At 71.8% G+C, this 15,802-nt stretch carries 15 protein-coding genes and 2 pseudogenes; 12 read left to right on the top strand and 5 right to left on the bottom strand.

What is annotated here, in order from left to right:
- The first annotated feature begins 250 nt into the window (after window positions 1-250).
- From AB0P24_RS38450 to AB0P24_RS38430, 5 genes are all read left to right on the top strand, one after another.
- The gene (locus AB0P24_RS38450; RefSeq protein WP_365802380.1) at window positions 251-1,087 is read left to right on the top strand and encodes a fumarylacetoacetate hydrolase family protein; all 837 of its coding nucleotides are present in this window, start codon (window positions 251-253) and stop codon (window positions 1,085-1,087) included.
- Window positions 1,084-2,037, top strand: a complete 954-nt coding sequence (locus tag AB0P24_RS38445; protein ID WP_365802378.1) for an acetaldehyde dehydrogenase (acetylating) — start codon at window positions 1,084-1,086, stop codon at window positions 2,035-2,037. The genes AB0P24_RS38450 and AB0P24_RS38445 overlap by 4 nt, the downstream gene beginning before the upstream one ends.
- A complete protein-coding gene (dmpG, locus tag AB0P24_RS38440; protein ID WP_365802376.1) occupies window positions 2,034-3,044 on the top strand; it encodes a 4-hydroxy-2-oxovalerate aldolase in 1,011 nt (336 codons plus the stop codon). Before AB0P24_RS38445 ends, dmpG begins: the two co-directional genes overlap by 4 nt.
- A gap of 256 nt (window positions 3,045-3,300) precedes the next feature.
- The gene (locus tag AB0P24_RS38435) at window positions 3,301-4,059 is read left to right on the top strand and encodes an IclR family transcriptional regulator (RefSeq protein WP_365802448.1); all 759 of its coding nucleotides are present in this window, start codon (window positions 3,301-3,303) and stop codon (window positions 4,057-4,059) included.
- Between the two features lie 48 nt (window positions 4,060-4,107).
- A complete protein-coding gene (locus AB0P24_RS38430) occupies window positions 4,108-4,416 on the top strand; it encodes a hypothetical protein (protein WP_365802374.1) in 309 nt (102 codons plus the stop codon).
- Window positions 4,417-4,440: 24 nt separating this feature from the next.
- Here the strand turns inward: AB0P24_RS38430 and AB0P24_RS38425 are convergent, their stop codons facing one another.
- From AB0P24_RS38425 to AB0P24_RS38415, 3 genes are all read right to left on the bottom strand, one after another.
- Entirely contained in the window at window positions 4,441-4,644 is a 204-nt protein-coding gene (locus AB0P24_RS38425; RefSeq protein ID WP_365802372.1) for a cold-shock protein, read from the bottom strand.
- 159 nt (window positions 4,645-4,803) lie between these two features.
- A complete protein-coding gene (locus AB0P24_RS38420) occupies window positions 4,804-5,574 on the bottom strand; it encodes an SDR family oxidoreductase (RefSeq protein ID WP_365802370.1) in 771 nt (256 codons plus the stop codon).
- Window positions 5,575-5,577: 3 nt separating this feature from the next.
- Complete coding sequence (locus AB0P24_RS38415; protein WP_365802368.1) at window positions 5,578-7,107, bottom strand: long-chain fatty acid--CoA ligase; 1,530 nt, start codon at window positions 7,105-7,107, stop codon at window positions 5,578-5,580.
- Between the two features lie 244 nt (window positions 7,108-7,351).
- Here AB0P24_RS38415 and AB0P24_RS38410 point away from each other — a divergent pair, with 244 nt between their 5' ends.
- The 3 genes from AB0P24_RS38410 to AB0P24_RS38400 all read left to right on the top strand — a co-directional run bounded on the left by AB0P24_RS38410 (window position 7,352) and on the right by AB0P24_RS38400 (window position 10,526).
- Window positions 7,352-8,140, top strand: a complete 789-nt coding sequence (locus AB0P24_RS38410; RefSeq protein ID WP_365802366.1) for an enoyl-CoA hydratase/isomerase family protein — start codon at window positions 7,352-7,354, stop codon at window positions 8,138-8,140.
- 170 nt (window positions 8,141-8,310) lie between these two features.
- Complete coding sequence (locus tag AB0P24_RS38405) at window positions 8,311-9,366, top strand: alcohol dehydrogenase catalytic domain-containing protein (protein ID WP_365802364.1); 1,056 nt, start codon at window positions 8,311-8,313, stop codon at window positions 9,364-9,366.
- Entirely contained in the window at window positions 9,363-10,526 is a 1,164-nt protein-coding gene (locus AB0P24_RS38400) for an acyl-CoA dehydrogenase family protein (protein WP_365802362.1), read from the top strand. Before AB0P24_RS38405 ends, AB0P24_RS38400 begins: the two co-directional genes overlap by 4 nt.
- A 43-nt stretch (window positions 10,527-10,569) precedes the next feature.
- On the opposite strand, the gene AB0P24_RS38395 is transcribed toward AB0P24_RS38400, so the two are convergent.
- Complete coding sequence (locus tag AB0P24_RS38395; protein ID WP_365802360.1) at window positions 10,570-11,277, bottom strand: TetR/AcrR family transcriptional regulator; 708 nt, start codon at window positions 11,275-11,277, stop codon at window positions 10,570-10,572.
- Window positions 11,278-11,474: 197 nt separating this feature from the next.
- Here AB0P24_RS38395 and AB0P24_RS38390 point away from each other — a divergent pair, with 197 nt between their 5' ends.
- Window positions 11,475-13,460: a dehydrogenase E1 component subunit alpha/beta gene (locus tag AB0P24_RS38390; RefSeq protein ID WP_365802358.1), complete on the top strand. Its 1,986-nt coding sequence runs from the start codon at window positions 11,475-11,477 to the stop codon at window positions 13,458-13,460.
- A 172-nt stretch (window positions 13,461-13,632) separates the two neighbouring features.
- On the opposite strand, the gene AB0P24_RS38385 is transcribed toward AB0P24_RS38390, so the two are convergent.
- The gene (locus AB0P24_RS38385) at window positions 13,633-14,679 is read right to left on the bottom strand and encodes a cyclase family protein (protein WP_365802356.1); all 1,047 of its coding nucleotides are present in this window, start codon (window positions 14,677-14,679) and stop codon (window positions 13,633-13,635) included.
- Between the two features lie 194 nt (window positions 14,680-14,873).
- On the opposite strand from AB0P24_RS38385, the gene AB0P24_RS38380 reads away from it, so the two are divergent.
- The 3 genes and pseudogenes from AB0P24_RS38380 to AB0P24_RS38370 form a co-directional block, all read left to right on the top strand.
- On the top strand, window positions 14,874-15,272 hold the full coding sequence (locus AB0P24_RS38380) for a nuclear transport factor 2 family protein (protein WP_365802354.1): 399 nt from the start codon (window positions 14,874-14,876) through the stop codon (window positions 15,270-15,272).
- A gap of 69 nt (window positions 15,273-15,341) precedes the next feature.
- Window positions 15,342-15,656 (top strand): annotated as a pseudogene (locus AB0P24_RS38375) (nuclear transport factor 2 family protein); the annotation flags it as partial.
- A 62-nt stretch (window positions 15,657-15,718) separates the two neighbouring features.
- A pseudogene (locus tag AB0P24_RS38370) lies at window positions 15,719-15,802 on the top strand (TetR family transcriptional regulator); the annotation flags it as partial.

The following is a 15,802-nucleotide window of genomic DNA, read 5'->3' as shown; positions in this document are numbered from 1 at the left end:
GCCGACGTTGTTGTGGTGTGGGGGGTGGGATCGGCGGGTTGGTGGGTGGGCCGGGCCGGGCGCCGGGGCACCGTCGTCCGGCGGAGCGGTCCGCCGGACGACGGTAATGAGACAGCGCGGGATCACCCTCCGGTCATCTCGCTCAGCGAGACCCGCCCGGCGCCGCCCGAAGTCCCGGTGAGCGGAACGTCCCCGGCCGCCCGCCGGCACATCGGCCCAGGGTGAAGGCCGGCACGAGGTGAGGACGGCGATGACAGACGTGTGGGAACCGGCGGCGGTCGCGAACCGGGAGAGCGCCGTGGCCGAGGCGGCGGCCCGACTGGCCCGGGCGGCCCGGGAGCACTGGCCCTGTCCGCCCGTACGGGATCTCCTCGGCCCGACCGACATCAGCCTCGCCTACGCCGTCCAGCGCCGCGTCGTGGGCGACCGGATCGCCGCGGGAGCACGGGTCGTCGGCCGCAAGATCGGGCTGACGTCGGCCTCCGTGCAGCATCAAGTGGGCGTGGACCGGCCCGACTTCGGCGTCCTGCTCGACGACATGGACGTCAGCGACCTGCCGGCCGTCCCCAGCGGCCGGTTGCTCCAGCCCAGGGCCGAGGCGGAGATCGCGTTCGTGCTCGCCGCCGATCTGGACGCCGACGACCTCGACCTGGCGCGGGTCCGGGCGGCGGTCGGGCACGCGGTGGCCGCGCTGGAGATCGTGGACAGCCGGGTCGCCGACTGGGACATCGCGATCACGGACACGGTCGCCGACAACGCCTCCAGCGGCCTGTTCGTCCTCGGCCGGCAGCCGGTCGCGCCGAGCGAGTTCGAGCCCCGGGAGGTCGGCATGCGGCTGTACGCCGACGGCCGGCTCGCCTCCGAGGGCGACGGCGCCGCCTGCCTGGGCGATCCGCTCGCCGCACTGCTGTGGCTGGCCCGCACCGCCCGGGACTTCGGTGACCCGCTGCGCGCCGGGCAGGTGGTGCTGTCCGGCGCTCTCGGCCCGCTCGTCCCCACTCCGCCAGGCAGCACCGTACGGGCCGAGATGACCGGCGGCCTCGGCTCGGTGACCGCGACCTTCTCACCCAAGGACCAAGAAGGATGACGAAGACCAAGGTGGCCGTTATCGGCTCCGGCAACATCGGCACCGACCTGATGATCAAGGTGCTGCGCCTGTCCGACACCCTGGAGATGGCCGCACTGGTGGGCATCGACCCGGAGTCGGACGGTCTGGCGCGCGCCGCCCGGCTGAAGGTGCCCGTCACGTACGAGGGCGTGGACGGCCTGATCCGCATGGCGGGCTTCGAGGACATCGGCATCGTCTTCGACGCCACGTCGGCCAAGGCCCACGTCGAGAACGCCAGGAAGCTCGCCCCCTACGGCAAGCACCTGGTGGACCTCACCCCGGCGGCGATCGGCCCGTACGTGGTGCCGCCGGTCAACCTGGACGAGCACCTCGCGGGCGGTGCCGGCAACCTCAACCTGGTCACCTGCGGCGGCCAGGCGACCATCCCGATCGTCCACGCGGTCAGCCGTGTCACCCCCGTGCCCTACGCCGAGATCGTCGCCTCGATCGCCTCCAGGTCGGCCGGACCCGGCACCCGGGCCAACATCGACGAGTTCACCGAGACCACCGCCGGCGCCATCGAGAAGGTGGGCGGCGCGGCCCGCGGCAAGGCGATCATCGTGCTGAACCCGGCCGAACCGCCGCTGATCATGCGGGACACGGTGTACTGCCTGACCGGCGACGCCGACCACGAGGCGGTCCGCGCCTCGGTCGAGGAGATGGTCGCCGCGGTCGCCGAGTACGTACCCGGCTACCGCCTCAAGCAGGAGGTCCAGTTCACCCCGGTCGAGGCCGGCGACCCGGTCCACACCCTTCTGCCCGAGGGCGTCGCCGAGCGGCCGACCACCAGGGTGTCCGTCTTCCTGGAGGTGGAGGGCGCCGCCCACTACCTGCCCGCCTACGCGGGCAACCTCGACATCATGACCTCGGCCGCGCTGCGCGTCGCCGAGCGCATCGCCCACCGGACGACTTCCGAGGTGACCAAGTGACCCGCAGGCTCTACGTGCAGGACGTCACCCTCCGGGACGGCATGCACGCCATCCGGCACCGCATCACCCCCGGGTTCGTGTCCAGGATCTCCGCGGCCCTCGACCGGGCCGGTGTGGACGCGATCGAGGTGGCGCACGGCGACGGCCTGGCCGGCGGCAGCCTCAACTACGGTCCCGGCAGCAACACCGACTGGGAGTGGATCGAAGCGGCGGCCGACGCCATCGAGAACGCCGTCCTGACCTCCCTGCTGCTGCCGGGCATCGGCACCATCGCCGAGCTCAGGCGCGCCTACGCCCTCGGGGTCCGCTCGGTGCGCATCGCCACGCACTGCACGGAGGCGGACGTGGCGGCCCAGCACATCGCCACCGCACGCGAGTTGGGCATGGACGTCGCCGGCTTCCTGATGATGGCCCACATGGCACCCCCGCGCGCGCTCGCCGAACAGGCCAGACTGATGGAGTCCTACGGCGCGCACTGCGTCTACGTCACCGACTCCGGCGGCCGGCTCACCATGGACGGCGTCCGCGACCGGATCCGCGCCTACCGGGACGTGCTCGACCCGCAGACCCAGATCGGCATCCACGCCCACGAGAACCTCTCCCTCTCGGTAGCCAACTCCGTGGTGGCGGTGGAGGAGGGAGTCACCCGGGTCGACGCGTCCCTGGCCGGACAGGGCGCGGGCGCGGGCAACTGCCCCATCGAGCCGTTCGTCGCCGTCGCCAACCTGTACGGCTGGAAGCACGGCTGCGACCTGCACACCCTCCAGGACGCCGCCGAGGACCTCGTACGGCCGCTGCAGGACCGCCCGGTCCGCGTCGACCGCGAGACCCTCACGCTCGGCTACGCCGGCGCCTACTCCAGCTTCCTGCGCCACGCCGAGGCCGCCGCCGAGCGGTACGGCCTCGACGCGCGCACCATCCTGGAGGAGGTCGGCCGGCGCGGGCTGGTCGGCGGGCAGGAGGACATGATCGTGGACATCGCGCTGGACCTCGTGCACCGCGCCTGACGCCGGCGGTACTGCACCGCTCTCCGGGAACCGCTTCCGGAGAGCGGTACTTTTTTTGTGCGCGTAGTAAAATAGACCAACCGCTCCAATCAATCGGTGCACGCCCCTTTCTTCGGGGCGAAGGGCATGGGTAACTTGACGTCGGCGCCGAACTAGAATTGATTTCAGTTTGAGCAGAGAGGCACCGACGATGACGTCTGCCCTTCGCCTGAGCTCGCGTTCCGCCGAGGCCGACGAGCCTGCGCTGCCCCCGTCGATGATGGAGCGGGTAACGCTGATCATGGACCTTTTCGAACGTCCCCAGACCCATCTGACGCTCGAAGCGGTTTCCCGTCGGACCCAGCTGCCCCGGTCGACCACGCACCGGATTCTCGACCAACTGGTCCGGCTGGACTGGCTGCGCCACACGGTGGCCGGATACACGCTGGGCGCTCGCGCGCTCGGCCTGGGCGGCCGCGACAGCGGTCACAGCGCGCTGCGCGCCGCCGCCGCGCCGCACCTGCTGGACCTGGCGGTCCGTACCAGGATGGTGGTCCACCTGGCCGTGCTCGACGGACCGGAGATCTACTACCTGGACAAGGTGGGCGGCCGGGCCGCGGTGGACATCCCGTCGAAGGTCGGCGGCCGGGCGGTCGCGCACTGCACCGGCCTCGGCAAGGCCATGCTCGCCTGGCTGCCCCCGGAGGAGATCGACGCGCGCTGCGCGCCGGTGATGGCGCGCCGCACCCCGCACAGCATCGGCCGTCTCGACCAGCTGCACCGCGAGCTCGGTCTGGTGCGGCGCCGCAACGGACTGGCGATCGACCGGGGCGAGTGTTTCCCCGACCTCGGATGCGTCGGCCTCGCGCTGCGTGGGCCCGAAGGCCCGGTCGGGGCGATATCCGTGGTCGGGGACGGCCGCTCTCCGCTGGAACTCGTGGCCCCGCTGGTGGTCGACGCGGTGCGGGCCGTGTCCGAGGAACTCTTCGAGACCTCGCGCGGGGCGGGATTCGGGGTTGACCTCAAGTCCGGTTGAGTTTCTAGGCTGGGGGCGCCGAGATCGACGTACGGAGAGGAAGACCCCATGAGGACACTGGTGCTCGGACGGACGCCCGCCAGGGTGACGGCGGTACTGGCCACGCTGCACACGGACGGCTTCGACGCGGAGGGAGTGAGCACCGACGAGGAGGCCCTGAAGCTCCTGGAGACCGAGGAGTTCGGCGTACTGATCATCGGCGGGGGAGTGGGGCCCGACTCGCGCGCGGCGATCAAGGCACACGCGGCGGAACACCGGGTGCGGCACGTGATCGACGGCGCGCTGACCGAGCCGTTCGACGTCTATGTGCGACGGGAGTTCGAGCCGCGGATCCGCAAGGCCGCCGCCGAGAGGTGACGGCCCCGGACCGCCCGGGCCGCGCTAGATCGCCCGGACCTGCTGCGCCTGCGGGCCCTTGGTGCCCTGCCCGATCTCGAACTCGACGCGCTGGCCCTCGTCCAGGCTCCGGTAGCCGCTGCCCTGCACCTCCGAGTAGTGCACGAACACGTCAGGGCCGCCGCCGTCCTGCTCGATGAACCCGAACCCCTTCTCGGCGTTGAACCACTTGACGCTGCCCTGAGTCATGCCCGTTTCCCTTGCCTCATCGCCGCGACCCGGATCGTCGCGGACCGCGACGATCCTCCCCGGATGCCGAGATCGGAAACCCCTCCGGGCCGCAACCACACGGATGGCGGACTCCGGTGACGAGTGGAACGCGCGCACCGGCCGGCGGCGAGGGCCGGGTCACCGGGCCGTCCAGCCGCCGTCCACGGTGACAGTGGTGCCGGTGACGAAGCGGGAGGCGTCCGAGGCGAGGAACACCGCGGCGCCGCCCAGTTCCGTGGCGTCGCCCACCCGGCCCAGCGGAGTCCCGCTGACGATCCGCTCGCCCCAGCGGCTGTCCAGCAGGCCGGAGCTGAGACCGGTGTGGAAGTAGCCGGGGGCCAGCGCGTTGACCCGGACCCCGCGCTCGGCCCACTCCACGGCCAGTGCCCGGGTCAGGGCCTCGACCCCGCCCTTGCTCGCGGCGTAGGCGGCGATGCGCTCGAAGCCGGTGCTCGCGTGCACGGACGAGACGTTGACGATCGACCCGGAGCGCTGCTCCAGCATCACTTTCCCGGCCTCGCGGCAGCAGTAGAAGGTGCCGGCCAGGTTCACGTCCACGACCTGGTGCCAGGCCGCGTCGGTGACCTTCTCGCTGCGGGTGAAGTGCGGACTGATTCCGGCGCAGTTGACCAGTGCGTCCAGCCGGCCCGTGGTCGCGGCGATGCGCTCGACCGTCTCCCGCACGGCGGCGGAGTCGGCGACCGATCCGGGCAGCACCAGCACCTTGCCGCCGTGGTCCGTGAGTTCGGACTCCAGCTCTTCGAGGTCGGCGGCGGTACGGGCGGTCACGGCGACGGTGGCGCCGGCCTGGGAGAGGGCGACCGCGATCGCGCGGCCCAGGCCCTTGCCGGCCCCCGTGACCCAGACGGTCCTGCCGTCCAGGCGCAGTTCGGCGGTCACGTCGGCCACGGCTCAGCCCTCCGCGGGAAGGTCGCGCAGCGTCCGCTTGAGCACCTTGCCCGAGGGGGTGCGGGGCAGTTCGCCGACGAAGTCGAAGCGGGCCGGCACCTTGAACCGGGCCAGCCGGGCACGGCAGAACTCCCGCAGGTCTCCGGCCCCCGCGCTCGTGTCCGGCCGCAGCACCACGAACGCGCGCGGGACCTCGCCCCAGCGGGGGTGCGGCAGGCCCACCACGGCCGCCTCCAGCACGGCGGGGTGTTCGTACAGCACCCGTTCCACCTCCGGCGTGGCGATGTTCTCGCCACCGGAGACGATCATGTCCTTCTTGCGGTCGTCGATGTAGAGGAAGCCGTCCTCGTCGAGGTGGCCGATGTCCCCGGTGTGGAACCAGCCGTTCCGCAGCGCGGCGGCGGTGGCCTTCTCGTCGCGCCAGTACCCGGCGAACACCTTGGGGCCGCGCAGGGTGATCTCGCCGAGTTCGCCCGCCGGCACCTCCTTGCCCTCGTCGTCGACGATCCTGACCCGGGTGTGCGGTACCGGACGTCCGACCGAGCCCAGCTTGGACAGGGCGTGCTCACGGTCCAGGAAGGTGTCGCCGGAGACGGTCTCGGTCAGGCCGTAGGCGTCGGCGAACCAGGCGTTGGGGAACGCGGTCATGACGCGCCGCAGCACCGGCTCCGGGGTCTTCTCGCCGCCGCCCAGGACGAAACGGACCGACGTGGTGTCGTAGGTGTCCCGGTCGGGGACCTCCAGGACCGCGTTGACCATGGCGGGTGCCAGCCACAGGTTGGTGACGCGGTGCCTCTGGATCGCGTGCAGGGTGCCGACCGGGTCGAACCTGCGCTGCAGCACCACGCCGCCGCCCGCGTAGAGGGTTGCCAGGCCGGGCATGTCGAGGCCGCCGACGTGGTAGAGCGGCCCGCACACCAGCGTGGTGTCGGCCGCGGTCAGGCCGAAGTGGACGATGTGCGCGAGGTTCTTGGCCTCCAGGTTCCCGTAGGTGATGCGCACGCCCTTGGGCCGCGAGGTGGTGCCGGAGGTGTACATCAGGCGGTGCAGGTCGTCCGCCCCGGCGTCCACCGGATCCACGTGGGCGCCCTGGTGCGCGGCGAGCAGGTCCTCGTAACCGAGCCACGGACCGGAGGCCGGGCCGCCGACCAGGATCCGGTGCTCCAGATCGGTCAGGCAGCCGGCGCCGCGCTCCAGCGCCGGGGCGAACTCCGGCTCGGTGACGACGGCCCTGGCCTGGGCGTGGCCCAGGATGTACTGCCACTCCTGCTCGGAGAGCCGGTAGTTGAGCGGCAGGAGGACGGCGCCGACACGGCTCGCCGCGTAGACCAGTTCCAGGAACTCCGGCCGGTTGTAGAGCAGCAGGGCGACGACGTCACCGCGCCGGACGCCCAGTTCGGTCAGCGCGGCTGCCAACCGATTGACGCGCTCATGAAGTTGACGAACCGTCAGGGTCTGGTCCCCCTGGGCGACGACCACGGCGTCGGGCCGCTGGGCCAGGTGGTAGTCGAGGATGCTCGCGAAATTGTGCACGGCTCACTCTCGCTCTGTGGTGTTCGACGGCGACCGCGGCCGCCCCGGCTCGTGAGCAGCCCGGATCCCGACTGGTCGGTTGCCCGCGCCGAAGATTTAGTGTACCCCTTGGTCTATAAAACTTGTGGCCGCACTTTACGACGGCACGAAGGCCTCGACAAGCGCTCGCGCGCCTGCCGGGGCCGGAACCGACGAGATTGCGCTGATGCCGACGAGACGAGCTGAAGCCGACGAGGAGGGCCCTGTGCCACGCATCCGCTTCGACCCCGGCGGACCGGTCGTCACGGTCCGTCTGGACAACCCGCCGATGAACGCCTTCGACTCCGCCCTGCGACAGGAGCTCTCCGCCTGCGTCCGCGAGCTCGCGGACGCCCCCGGGGTGCGGGCCGTGGTGCTCCACGGCGGCCGGCGGCTGTTCGCCGCCGGGGCGGACGTGAAGGCGCTGGCCGCGATGGGACCGGAACAGGTGCGGGGCTGGAACCGGGCCCTGCAGCGCACCTTCGACGAGGTGGCGCGGCTGCCGATGCCGGTCGTGGCGGCCGTCACCGGATACGCCCTCGGCGGCGGCCTGGAGCTGGCCCTCGCCGCCGACTACCGGGTGGCCGCCGACGACGCGCTCCTCGGGCAGCCGGAGGTGCAGCTCGGCATCATGCCGGGCTCGGGCGGCACCCAGCGGCTCACCCGGCTGGTCGGCCCGTCGCGGGCGAAGAACCTGCTGATGACCGGTCGCCGGGTGGACGCCGAGGAGGCGCTCCGGCTGGGGCTGGTGGACGAGGTGGTGCCGGCCGACCGGGTCCTGGACACCGCGCTCGGCTACGCCCGCAGGCTGGCCGAGGGGCCCGCCGCGGCGCTGGAGGCGATCAAGGAGGCGGTGGACCACGGCGCCGAGGCGGGCCTCGCCGCCGGGCTCAGTCTCGAACGCGCTCTGTTCACGGGCGTGTTCGGCACGGCCGACGCGGGCACCGGCCTGCGCTCCTTCCTCGACCACGGCCCCGGACGGGCCCGCTTCGGGGAGGCGGGACCGGACGACTGAGCCGGCCGGTCGCGTCCCGAAGAGGCGCGGGGCTGCATCCTTGTGCGGCTTTGCCGCGGGACGCGACCAGCCACCACGGCGCCGCGGCCGGACGACGGCACAGGGCGGCGCTCACGGCGAAGCGCTCACGCGCGGCGCCAAGGCCGTACGACACGAAAGGGGTGCCCACCATGAAGGCACTGCGCTGGCACGGTGCGCGGGACCTGCGGCTGGAGGAGGTTCCCGACCCTCCCGAGCCGGGGCCGCACGAGGCGGTCGTGGAGGTCGCCTGGTGCGGGGTGTGCGGCACTGACCTGCACGAGTTCCTCGAAGGCCCGCACATGATCCGCACCGGGCCGCACCCGCTCACCGGTGCCGCCCCGCCGCTCGCCCTCGGGCACGAACTGAGCGGCACCGTCGTCGCGCTGGGCGCCGACGTGCCCGGCGTCGCGGTCGGCGACCGGGTGACCGCCGACCCCGTGTGGCGCTGCGGGGTCTGCTTCTGGTGCGTGCGCGGTGAGTACCACATCTGCCCGAAGAGCGGTTCCGTCGGCCTCGCCTCACCCGGCGGATTCGCCGACCGCGTCACCGTGCCCCTCGCCGGACTGACCCGGCTGCCGGACAACGTCACCGACGAGATGGCGGCGGTGGCCGAACCGCTGGCCGTGGGCCTGCACGCGGTCACCCGCGCGGGCGTGCGACCCGGCGACAACGTCCTGGTCGTCGGCGGCGGACCGATCGGCGTCGCGGTCGTCCTCGCGGCCCGGACCGCCGGAGCGGCCGCCCTCTACGTGAGCGAACCCCTCAAGGCACGCCGGGAACTGCTCCTGGGCCTCGGCGTCACCGAGGCCTACGACCCGCGGGAGACCGACGTGCGCCGCGAGGTCTTCCTGCGCACCGGACGGATCGGCCCGGACGTCGTCATCGACGCCACCGGCGTGGCGCGGCTCGCTGCCCAGGCCGTCGCCACCGTCCGGCGCGGCGGCCGGGTCGTGCTCGCCGGTGTCGGCCACGGCAGCGTCGAGTTCGACATGGGGCAGCTCGTCTTCTACGAGCGTTCCGTGCTCGGCACGCTCGGCTACCAGCACGACATCCCCCGCGTGATCGATCTGCTGAGCACCGGGCGCCTGGACGCCTCGGCGCTGGTCACCGGGCGCTTTCTGCTGTCCGCGGGAGCCGGGGTCTTCGCGGACCTGGCCGCCGACCGGGCCCGGCACCTCAAGGTCCTGCTGACCCCGAAGGGATGAGTGACATGGATTTCGACCTGCCCGAGGAGACCCTCGCCCTCCAGGAGATGGTCCGTGAGTTCGCGGCCAAGGAGATCACGCCCCATGCCGCCCAGTGGTCGGAGAACGAGACCTTCCCGACCCAGGTCTTCACCAAGCTCGGCGAACTCGGCCTGATGGGCATGCTGGTGCCCGAGGAGTACGGCGGCGCCGGCTCCGACATGGTCACCTACGTGGCGGTGATGGAGGAACTCGGCGCCGCCGACCAGTCGGTCGCCTCCTCCTGGAACGCCCACTCGACCATCGCCACCCTGCCCCTGCTGGCCTACGGCACCGAGGAGCAGAAGCGCCGCTGGCTGACGCCGCTCGCCGCCGGTGAGGCCATCGGCGCCTTCGGCCTGACCGAGCCCGAGGCCGGCTCCGACGCGGCCGGGATCGCCACCAACGCCCGCCGCGCGGACGGCGGCTGGGTGATCAACGGCACCAAGATGTTCATCACCAACGCCGGCACCGACATCAGCCAGGGCGTCACCATCCTCGCGGTGACCGGCCGGGGCGAGGACGGCCGCAAGCGGTTCGCGACCTTCTACGTCCCGACCGGCACCCCCGGCTACACCGCCGGGCACAAGCTGAAGAAGCTCGGCTGGCACGCCATGGACACCCGTGAACTGGTCTTCGACGGCTGCTTCGTCCCCGACGACCATCTGATCGGCGAGGAGGGCGGCGGCCTGCGCCAGTTCCTGTCCGTCCTCGACAAGGGCCGGATCAGCGTCGCCGCGCTCGGCCTGTCCCTGGCCAAGGCCGCGCTCGGGCTCGCCGTCAAACACGCCACCGAACGCCACCAGTTCGGCCGCCCGCTGTCGGACTTCCAGGCGGTCGGCCACAAGATCGCCGACATGGGCACCGAACTGGAGGCCGCCCGCTGCCTGGTCTACCGGGCCGCCTGGCTCGCCGACCGGGGGCGCCCGCACAGCACCGCCTCCGCCATGGCCAAGCTGTACGCCTCCGAGGTCGCCAACCGGGCCGCCTCCCAGGCCGTACAGATCCACGGCGGGTACGGCTACGTGCGGGAGTCGGAGATCTCCCGGTTCTACGCCGACGCCAAGATCCTGGAGATCGGCGAGGGCACCAACGAGATCCAGCGCAATGTCATCGCCAGGGCGCTGGTCGGCGAGGCGTGAGCCGCGTCCCGCGGTGTGCGGTCGCGCACCGCGGGACCGCCCGTCAGCCGGTGGCGGGTACCGGCTCCCACTCCGCCTCCGGATCGAGCGCGAGGCCCGGCCGGTCGCGCTTGAACGCCTCGGCCAGCTCCTCGACCTTCGGCAGGGCGTGGTCCGGCGCGCCGAAGCCGCGGAACAGGGTCGCGCAGTACTCGCGGGACAGGAACGCCGCGTCCCACGGCCCCTCGGGCCGCACCCATTGGTAGGTGTGGTTGTGCAGGTTGAGGAACTGCAGGGTGGCCAGTCGCGGCGACATCGTGCGGAAGGTGCCCTGTTCCATGGCCTGCGAGAGCAGACCCGAGATCAGCTCCTCGAAGTCGGAACGCTGGCCCAGCAGGGTCTTGAGCTCGTCGCCGCTGAGACTGCGGTAGTCGTGCTCGTAGACCCAGATGTGGTCGAGCCTGCGGAAGATGATCGTCAGCAGCGACTCCGACAGCAGCCGCAGCCGCAGCAGCGGCTCGGTGTCCAGATCCGCGATCTGCCGGGTGCGGGCCAGCAGCGGCCCCATCACCCGGGACTGGATCTCGACCAGCAGGTTCTCCTTGGAACCGATGTAGTAGTACAGCGCTCCCTTGGCGAGCCCGACCGCGCGCCCCAGGTCGTTGATGGAGGTCGCCGCGTACCCCTGCTGCGCGAACAGCGAGGCCGCGATGTCGATGATCTTCTGGCGTCTGACCTCGAAACCCGGTCCATGGCCCGGCGGACGTGGCATGGATTCCTCTCCCCGCGTGATGTGGCGACGTGTCGATTGAAACAGGCTCCCCGAGCCCGCGTCGAACAGCCTTCGGCACATCCGGGGGAAGCGGACTCCAAGTGTCGTCTCAGTTTGCTAGACCAAACGGTACATTAAAACACGGATCACAGACGGCCCAAGAGCGTGCCGTCTGCGCGAGCATTGCGAGGACGCGCATGACCCAGGCACCGCAGCACACCGGATCCGCCCCCGCGGACGATCTCCTGGAAATGTACCGCCGGATGCGGCGTATCCGGCGCTTCGAGGAGCGGGCGTCCGAGCTGTACAAGGCGACGGAGATACCCGGCTTCCTGCATCTGTCCATCGGCCAGGAGGCCACCGCCGTCGGTGCCTGCCGGCCGCTCACCGAGCGGGACGGCATCACCTCCACCCACCGCGGCCACGGCCATGTCCTGGCCAAGGGACTGGACACCGCCTCGATGATGGCCGAGCTGATGGGCAGGGACGCCGGCACCTGCCGGGGCCGCGGCGGCTCGATGCACATCGCCGACCCGGGCCTTGGCATCTACGGCGCCAACGGCATCGTCGGTGCCGGACTGCCGATCGCCGCAGGCGTGGCGACGGCGGCGAAGCTGCGCGGCCGGGGCGATGTGGTGGTGGCCTTCTTCGGGGACGGCGCGGTCGCCCAGGGCATGTTCCACGAGGCCGTCAACCTGGCCGCCGTGTGGGACCTGCCGGTCGTCTTCCTCTGCGAGAACAACCACTACTCCGAGTTCTCGCCCGCCGCCGCGCAGCACCGCGCCCCGCTCTCCGCCCGCGCCGCCGGATACGGCATCGGCTACGAGCACGTCGACGGCAACGACGTCCTGGCCGTGTCGGAGCTGATGACGGACGTGGTGGCCCGGCTGCGGGCGGGCGGCGGACCCGTCCTGGTGGAGGCCGAGACCTACCGGTGGCACGGCCACTACGAGGGCGACCCCGAGCGCTACCGGGCGCCCGAGGAGGTCGCGGCCGCCAAGGAGCGCGACCCGCTGCTGATCGCCCGCCGCCACCTGGCGGCGGCGGGCGTGGCGGCGGCCCTGGCGGACGCGGTCGACGAGGAGATCGACAAGGAGATCGAGGCGGCCGTGGAATGGGCCCGCGGCCTGCCTGAGCCGGCCCCCGAGACGCTGTACGACTTCGTCACCGCCCCACGACCCGCCGTACCCGAGCCCGCCCCCGCCGAGGGGGAGGTCTTCCGGACCATGGACGCCGTACGCCTCGCCCTGGAACACGAACTCGCCGCCGATCCGGACGTGTTCGTCGCGGGCATCGACGTCGGCGCGGGCGGCAACGTCTTCGGCCTGACCCGTGGCCTCGCCCAGGCGTTCCCGGGCCGGGTCCGTGACACCCCGATCAGCGAGAGCGCGATCGTCGGTACGGCGGTGGGGGCCGCCATGGCCGGCATGAAGCCGGTCGTGGAGATCATGTACATGGACTTCATCGGCGTCTGCCTCGACATGCTCCTCAACCAGGCCGCCAAACTCCGCTTCATGACCGGCGGTCGGGCCGCCATGCCGCTCGTCGTCCGCACCCAGTTCGGCGCCGGCCGCTCCTCCGGCAGCCAGCACTCCCAGTCCCTGGAGGCGCTGCTCGCGCACATCCCCGGCCTGACCGTGGTGATGCCCGCCGACCCCGCCGACACCTACGGCCTGCTGCGCGCCGCCGTCCAGGACCCCAACCCGGTGGTCTTCGTGGAGAACCGCCTCCAGTACGGTCTCAAGGGACCCAGGCCGCCGGCCGGCCACCTCGTCCCGCTGGGGAAGGCCAAGGTGGTCCGGGAGGGCACCGACATCACCCTCGTCTCCTGGTCGCGCATGGTCCAGGACTGCCTGGCCGCCGCCGAACTGCTGGCGGCCGAGGGCGTGAGCGTCGAGGTGATCGACCTGCGGACCGTCGCCCCGCTGGACCGCGAGACCGTCCTCGCCTCCCTCGCCAAGACCAACCGGCTGGTCATCGCCCACGAGGCGGTTCGGGACTTCGGCGTCGGCGCCGAACTGTCCGCGCTCGCCGTCGACGAGGGCTTCTGGCACCTGGACGCGCCGGTCACCCGGGTCGCGCCACCGCCGGTACCCGCCCCCTACAGCCCCGCGCTGGAACGGCTGTGGCTGCCCTCGCGCGACACCGTCGCGGACACGCTGCGACGGATCGCGGCGGTGTGACCGCGGCGGTGTGACCGCGGCGGTGTGACCGCGGCGGTGTGATCGCAGGCGACACGGCGAAGGGATGCCCCCGAACAGTGATCCGGGGGCACCCCTTCGTCGTGTCCGCCGCCGGCCCGCCTCCTCGGCAGGACCGGTCGTGGGCCGGCGGCGGTCCGGTCGTGGCCGTGGGTCAGACGGTCGCGACCGGAGTGAGCGGGCTGCCCTGGGTGCCGGGCAGGTTGAGCGGGGGAGCGGTGAGCAGGAAGCGGCTGCGGCCGTGCTCGCGCAGCCAGGCCGCCAGGTCGTGCAGGTACCACAGCTCGCCCAGCGGCACGCCCAGCTTGAAGAGGCACAGGTGGTGGATCGGCAGCAGGGTGTGCGGGCCCTGGGCCTGGGTGACGCCCACGCCCTCGACCGCGTAGTTGTCCGCGACCAGCGCCGAGATCTGCGACTCGGCGATCCACTCCAGCAGCGCCGGGTCGTCCGCGTCGAGATAGGCGGCCGTCTGGTGGATGGCCACCGGGTCGGGGTTCTTGTTCCAGGCCAGCACCTGGGTGGCGAAGCCCGTGTGCAGCAGGAGCATGTCGCCCGGCTCCACGACCACGTTGTCCGCGGCCATGATCTCCTTGAGCTGTTCCAGGTTGACCGACTGGTAGCCCGTGCCCAGGTGGTGGGCGACGTCGATCAGCACCCCGCGTCCCTGGACGCCGTGCCGCGCCATGTGCTCCAGGCCGAGGTGGCGGGCGAAGCCGATGCTGCCGCTGCCGTCGCCCTTGGCGTCGTCCCGCGGCCCGATGATGTCCGTGTCGGCGCGGTAGCCGTTGTAGTAGACCGGCTCGGCCACGCCGTCGCCGTCGGCGTCGAACTCGGCGCCCTGGTGGGCGAGGGAGTCCCACTGGGTCGAGTACTGCAGCCAGAGGGTCACCACGTCGTCGGACCACACGTCGATCAGCGAGGGATCGATCTGCTCGCGCGCGACGACGTTGTAGAAGATGTCCTGCTTGTGCGCCAGGTCCTCGGTGGGCCGCAGGATCGGCGGGTAGCGGCGCTGGTTCAGTGCCGTACCGCCGGGGTAGTCCAGCGGCAGGCTCAGGCTGAAGGCGATGCCGTGCTCGACCTCGCGGACCCCCTGGAGCACCTTCTCCGCGGTGAGCAGGTTGATACGGCCCAGCTCGTCGTCGTCACCCCAGTCGCCCCATGTGGAACCCGGCGGACGCTGCTTCCAGCGTTTCGTCACGATACGCCTCCTTTGGCGACAGTCCCGGTGTCGGCCGTCGGCATGCTATGAGTGATTGGACCGATCGGTCAACAAGTCCAGTTACTTGCGAATAGCCTCTCCCTTTAAGCATCGAACATCAATAGACTGACCGGTCGAAATACCTGGTTGGGTGCTGTTGCGGGAGCGCAGGCCCATGTGACCTTGGAGAGGCAATGAGCGAATCCACACAGGCGTGGGTCGCGGCGGGCGTCCGAGCCGTGATCGGGGCCCACACGCAGGCGCAGGACGCCGGCCGCACCGACGACGTCGTCGCGCTGTACACGCCCGACGGCGTGCTTGAGATACCGGGCATGGACCCCGTCCAGGGCCACGAGGCGCTCCGTGCGGCCTTCAAGGGCTGGGCGCCGACGCTGCCGCAGCTGCACATGGTCTCCAACACCGTCGTCTCCCCCGCCGCCGGGGACGAGGCCACGGCGGTGAGCGACGTGGTCTTCTTCCAGCGCGGCGAGGCGGGCTGGGCACCGCAGGTCGCGGGGCGCTACGAGGACACTTTCCGGCGCGTCGACGGCGGCTGGCTGCTGCGGCGCCGCGTGACCACCTACCAGGCGTAGTCCGCACCACGTACCGGGCGCACCCCGGACCCGTCCACCCCTCGCACCCTTTCCTGGGAGAGAAGACAGATGACCATTTCCGCCGAAGCCGCCCTGGCCGGTGTGCAGACCGCCATCGCCGCCTACGCCCACGCCATCGACGCGGGCCGCACCGATGTCATCCCCGACCTGTTCACCGAGGACGGCGTCGCCGAGATCGTCGGCCAGGGCACCTTCGAGGGCCGGGAGGCCATCCGCAAGGCGTACGGCGCCTTCGTGCCGCAGGCCCCGCAGCTGCACCTCGTCGGCAACACCGTCCTCACCTCGCCGCCCGGGGAGGAGGTGACCGCCAGCAGCAACCTGGTGTTCTTCGCGCGCGGCGACAACGGCTGGGCCGTCCAGCTCGCCGGGAGCTACGAGGACACGCTGGTCCTCGTGGACGGGACATGGCTGTTCCGCAAGCGGGCCCCGGCGCCTCCATGGAGCAGATCGCCGAGCAGGCGGGCGTGGCCAGGACGACGGTGCACCGGCGGTTCGCCAACCGCCAGGCC

Origin of the sequence: Streptomyces sp. NPDC086519 (assembly GCF_040686075.1) — a bacterium.
GTDB lineage: Bacteria > Actinomycetota > Actinomycetes > Streptomycetales > Streptomycetaceae > Streptomyces > Streptomyces shenzhenensis.
This window is presented reverse-complemented; position numbering and strand designations above follow the sequence as displayed.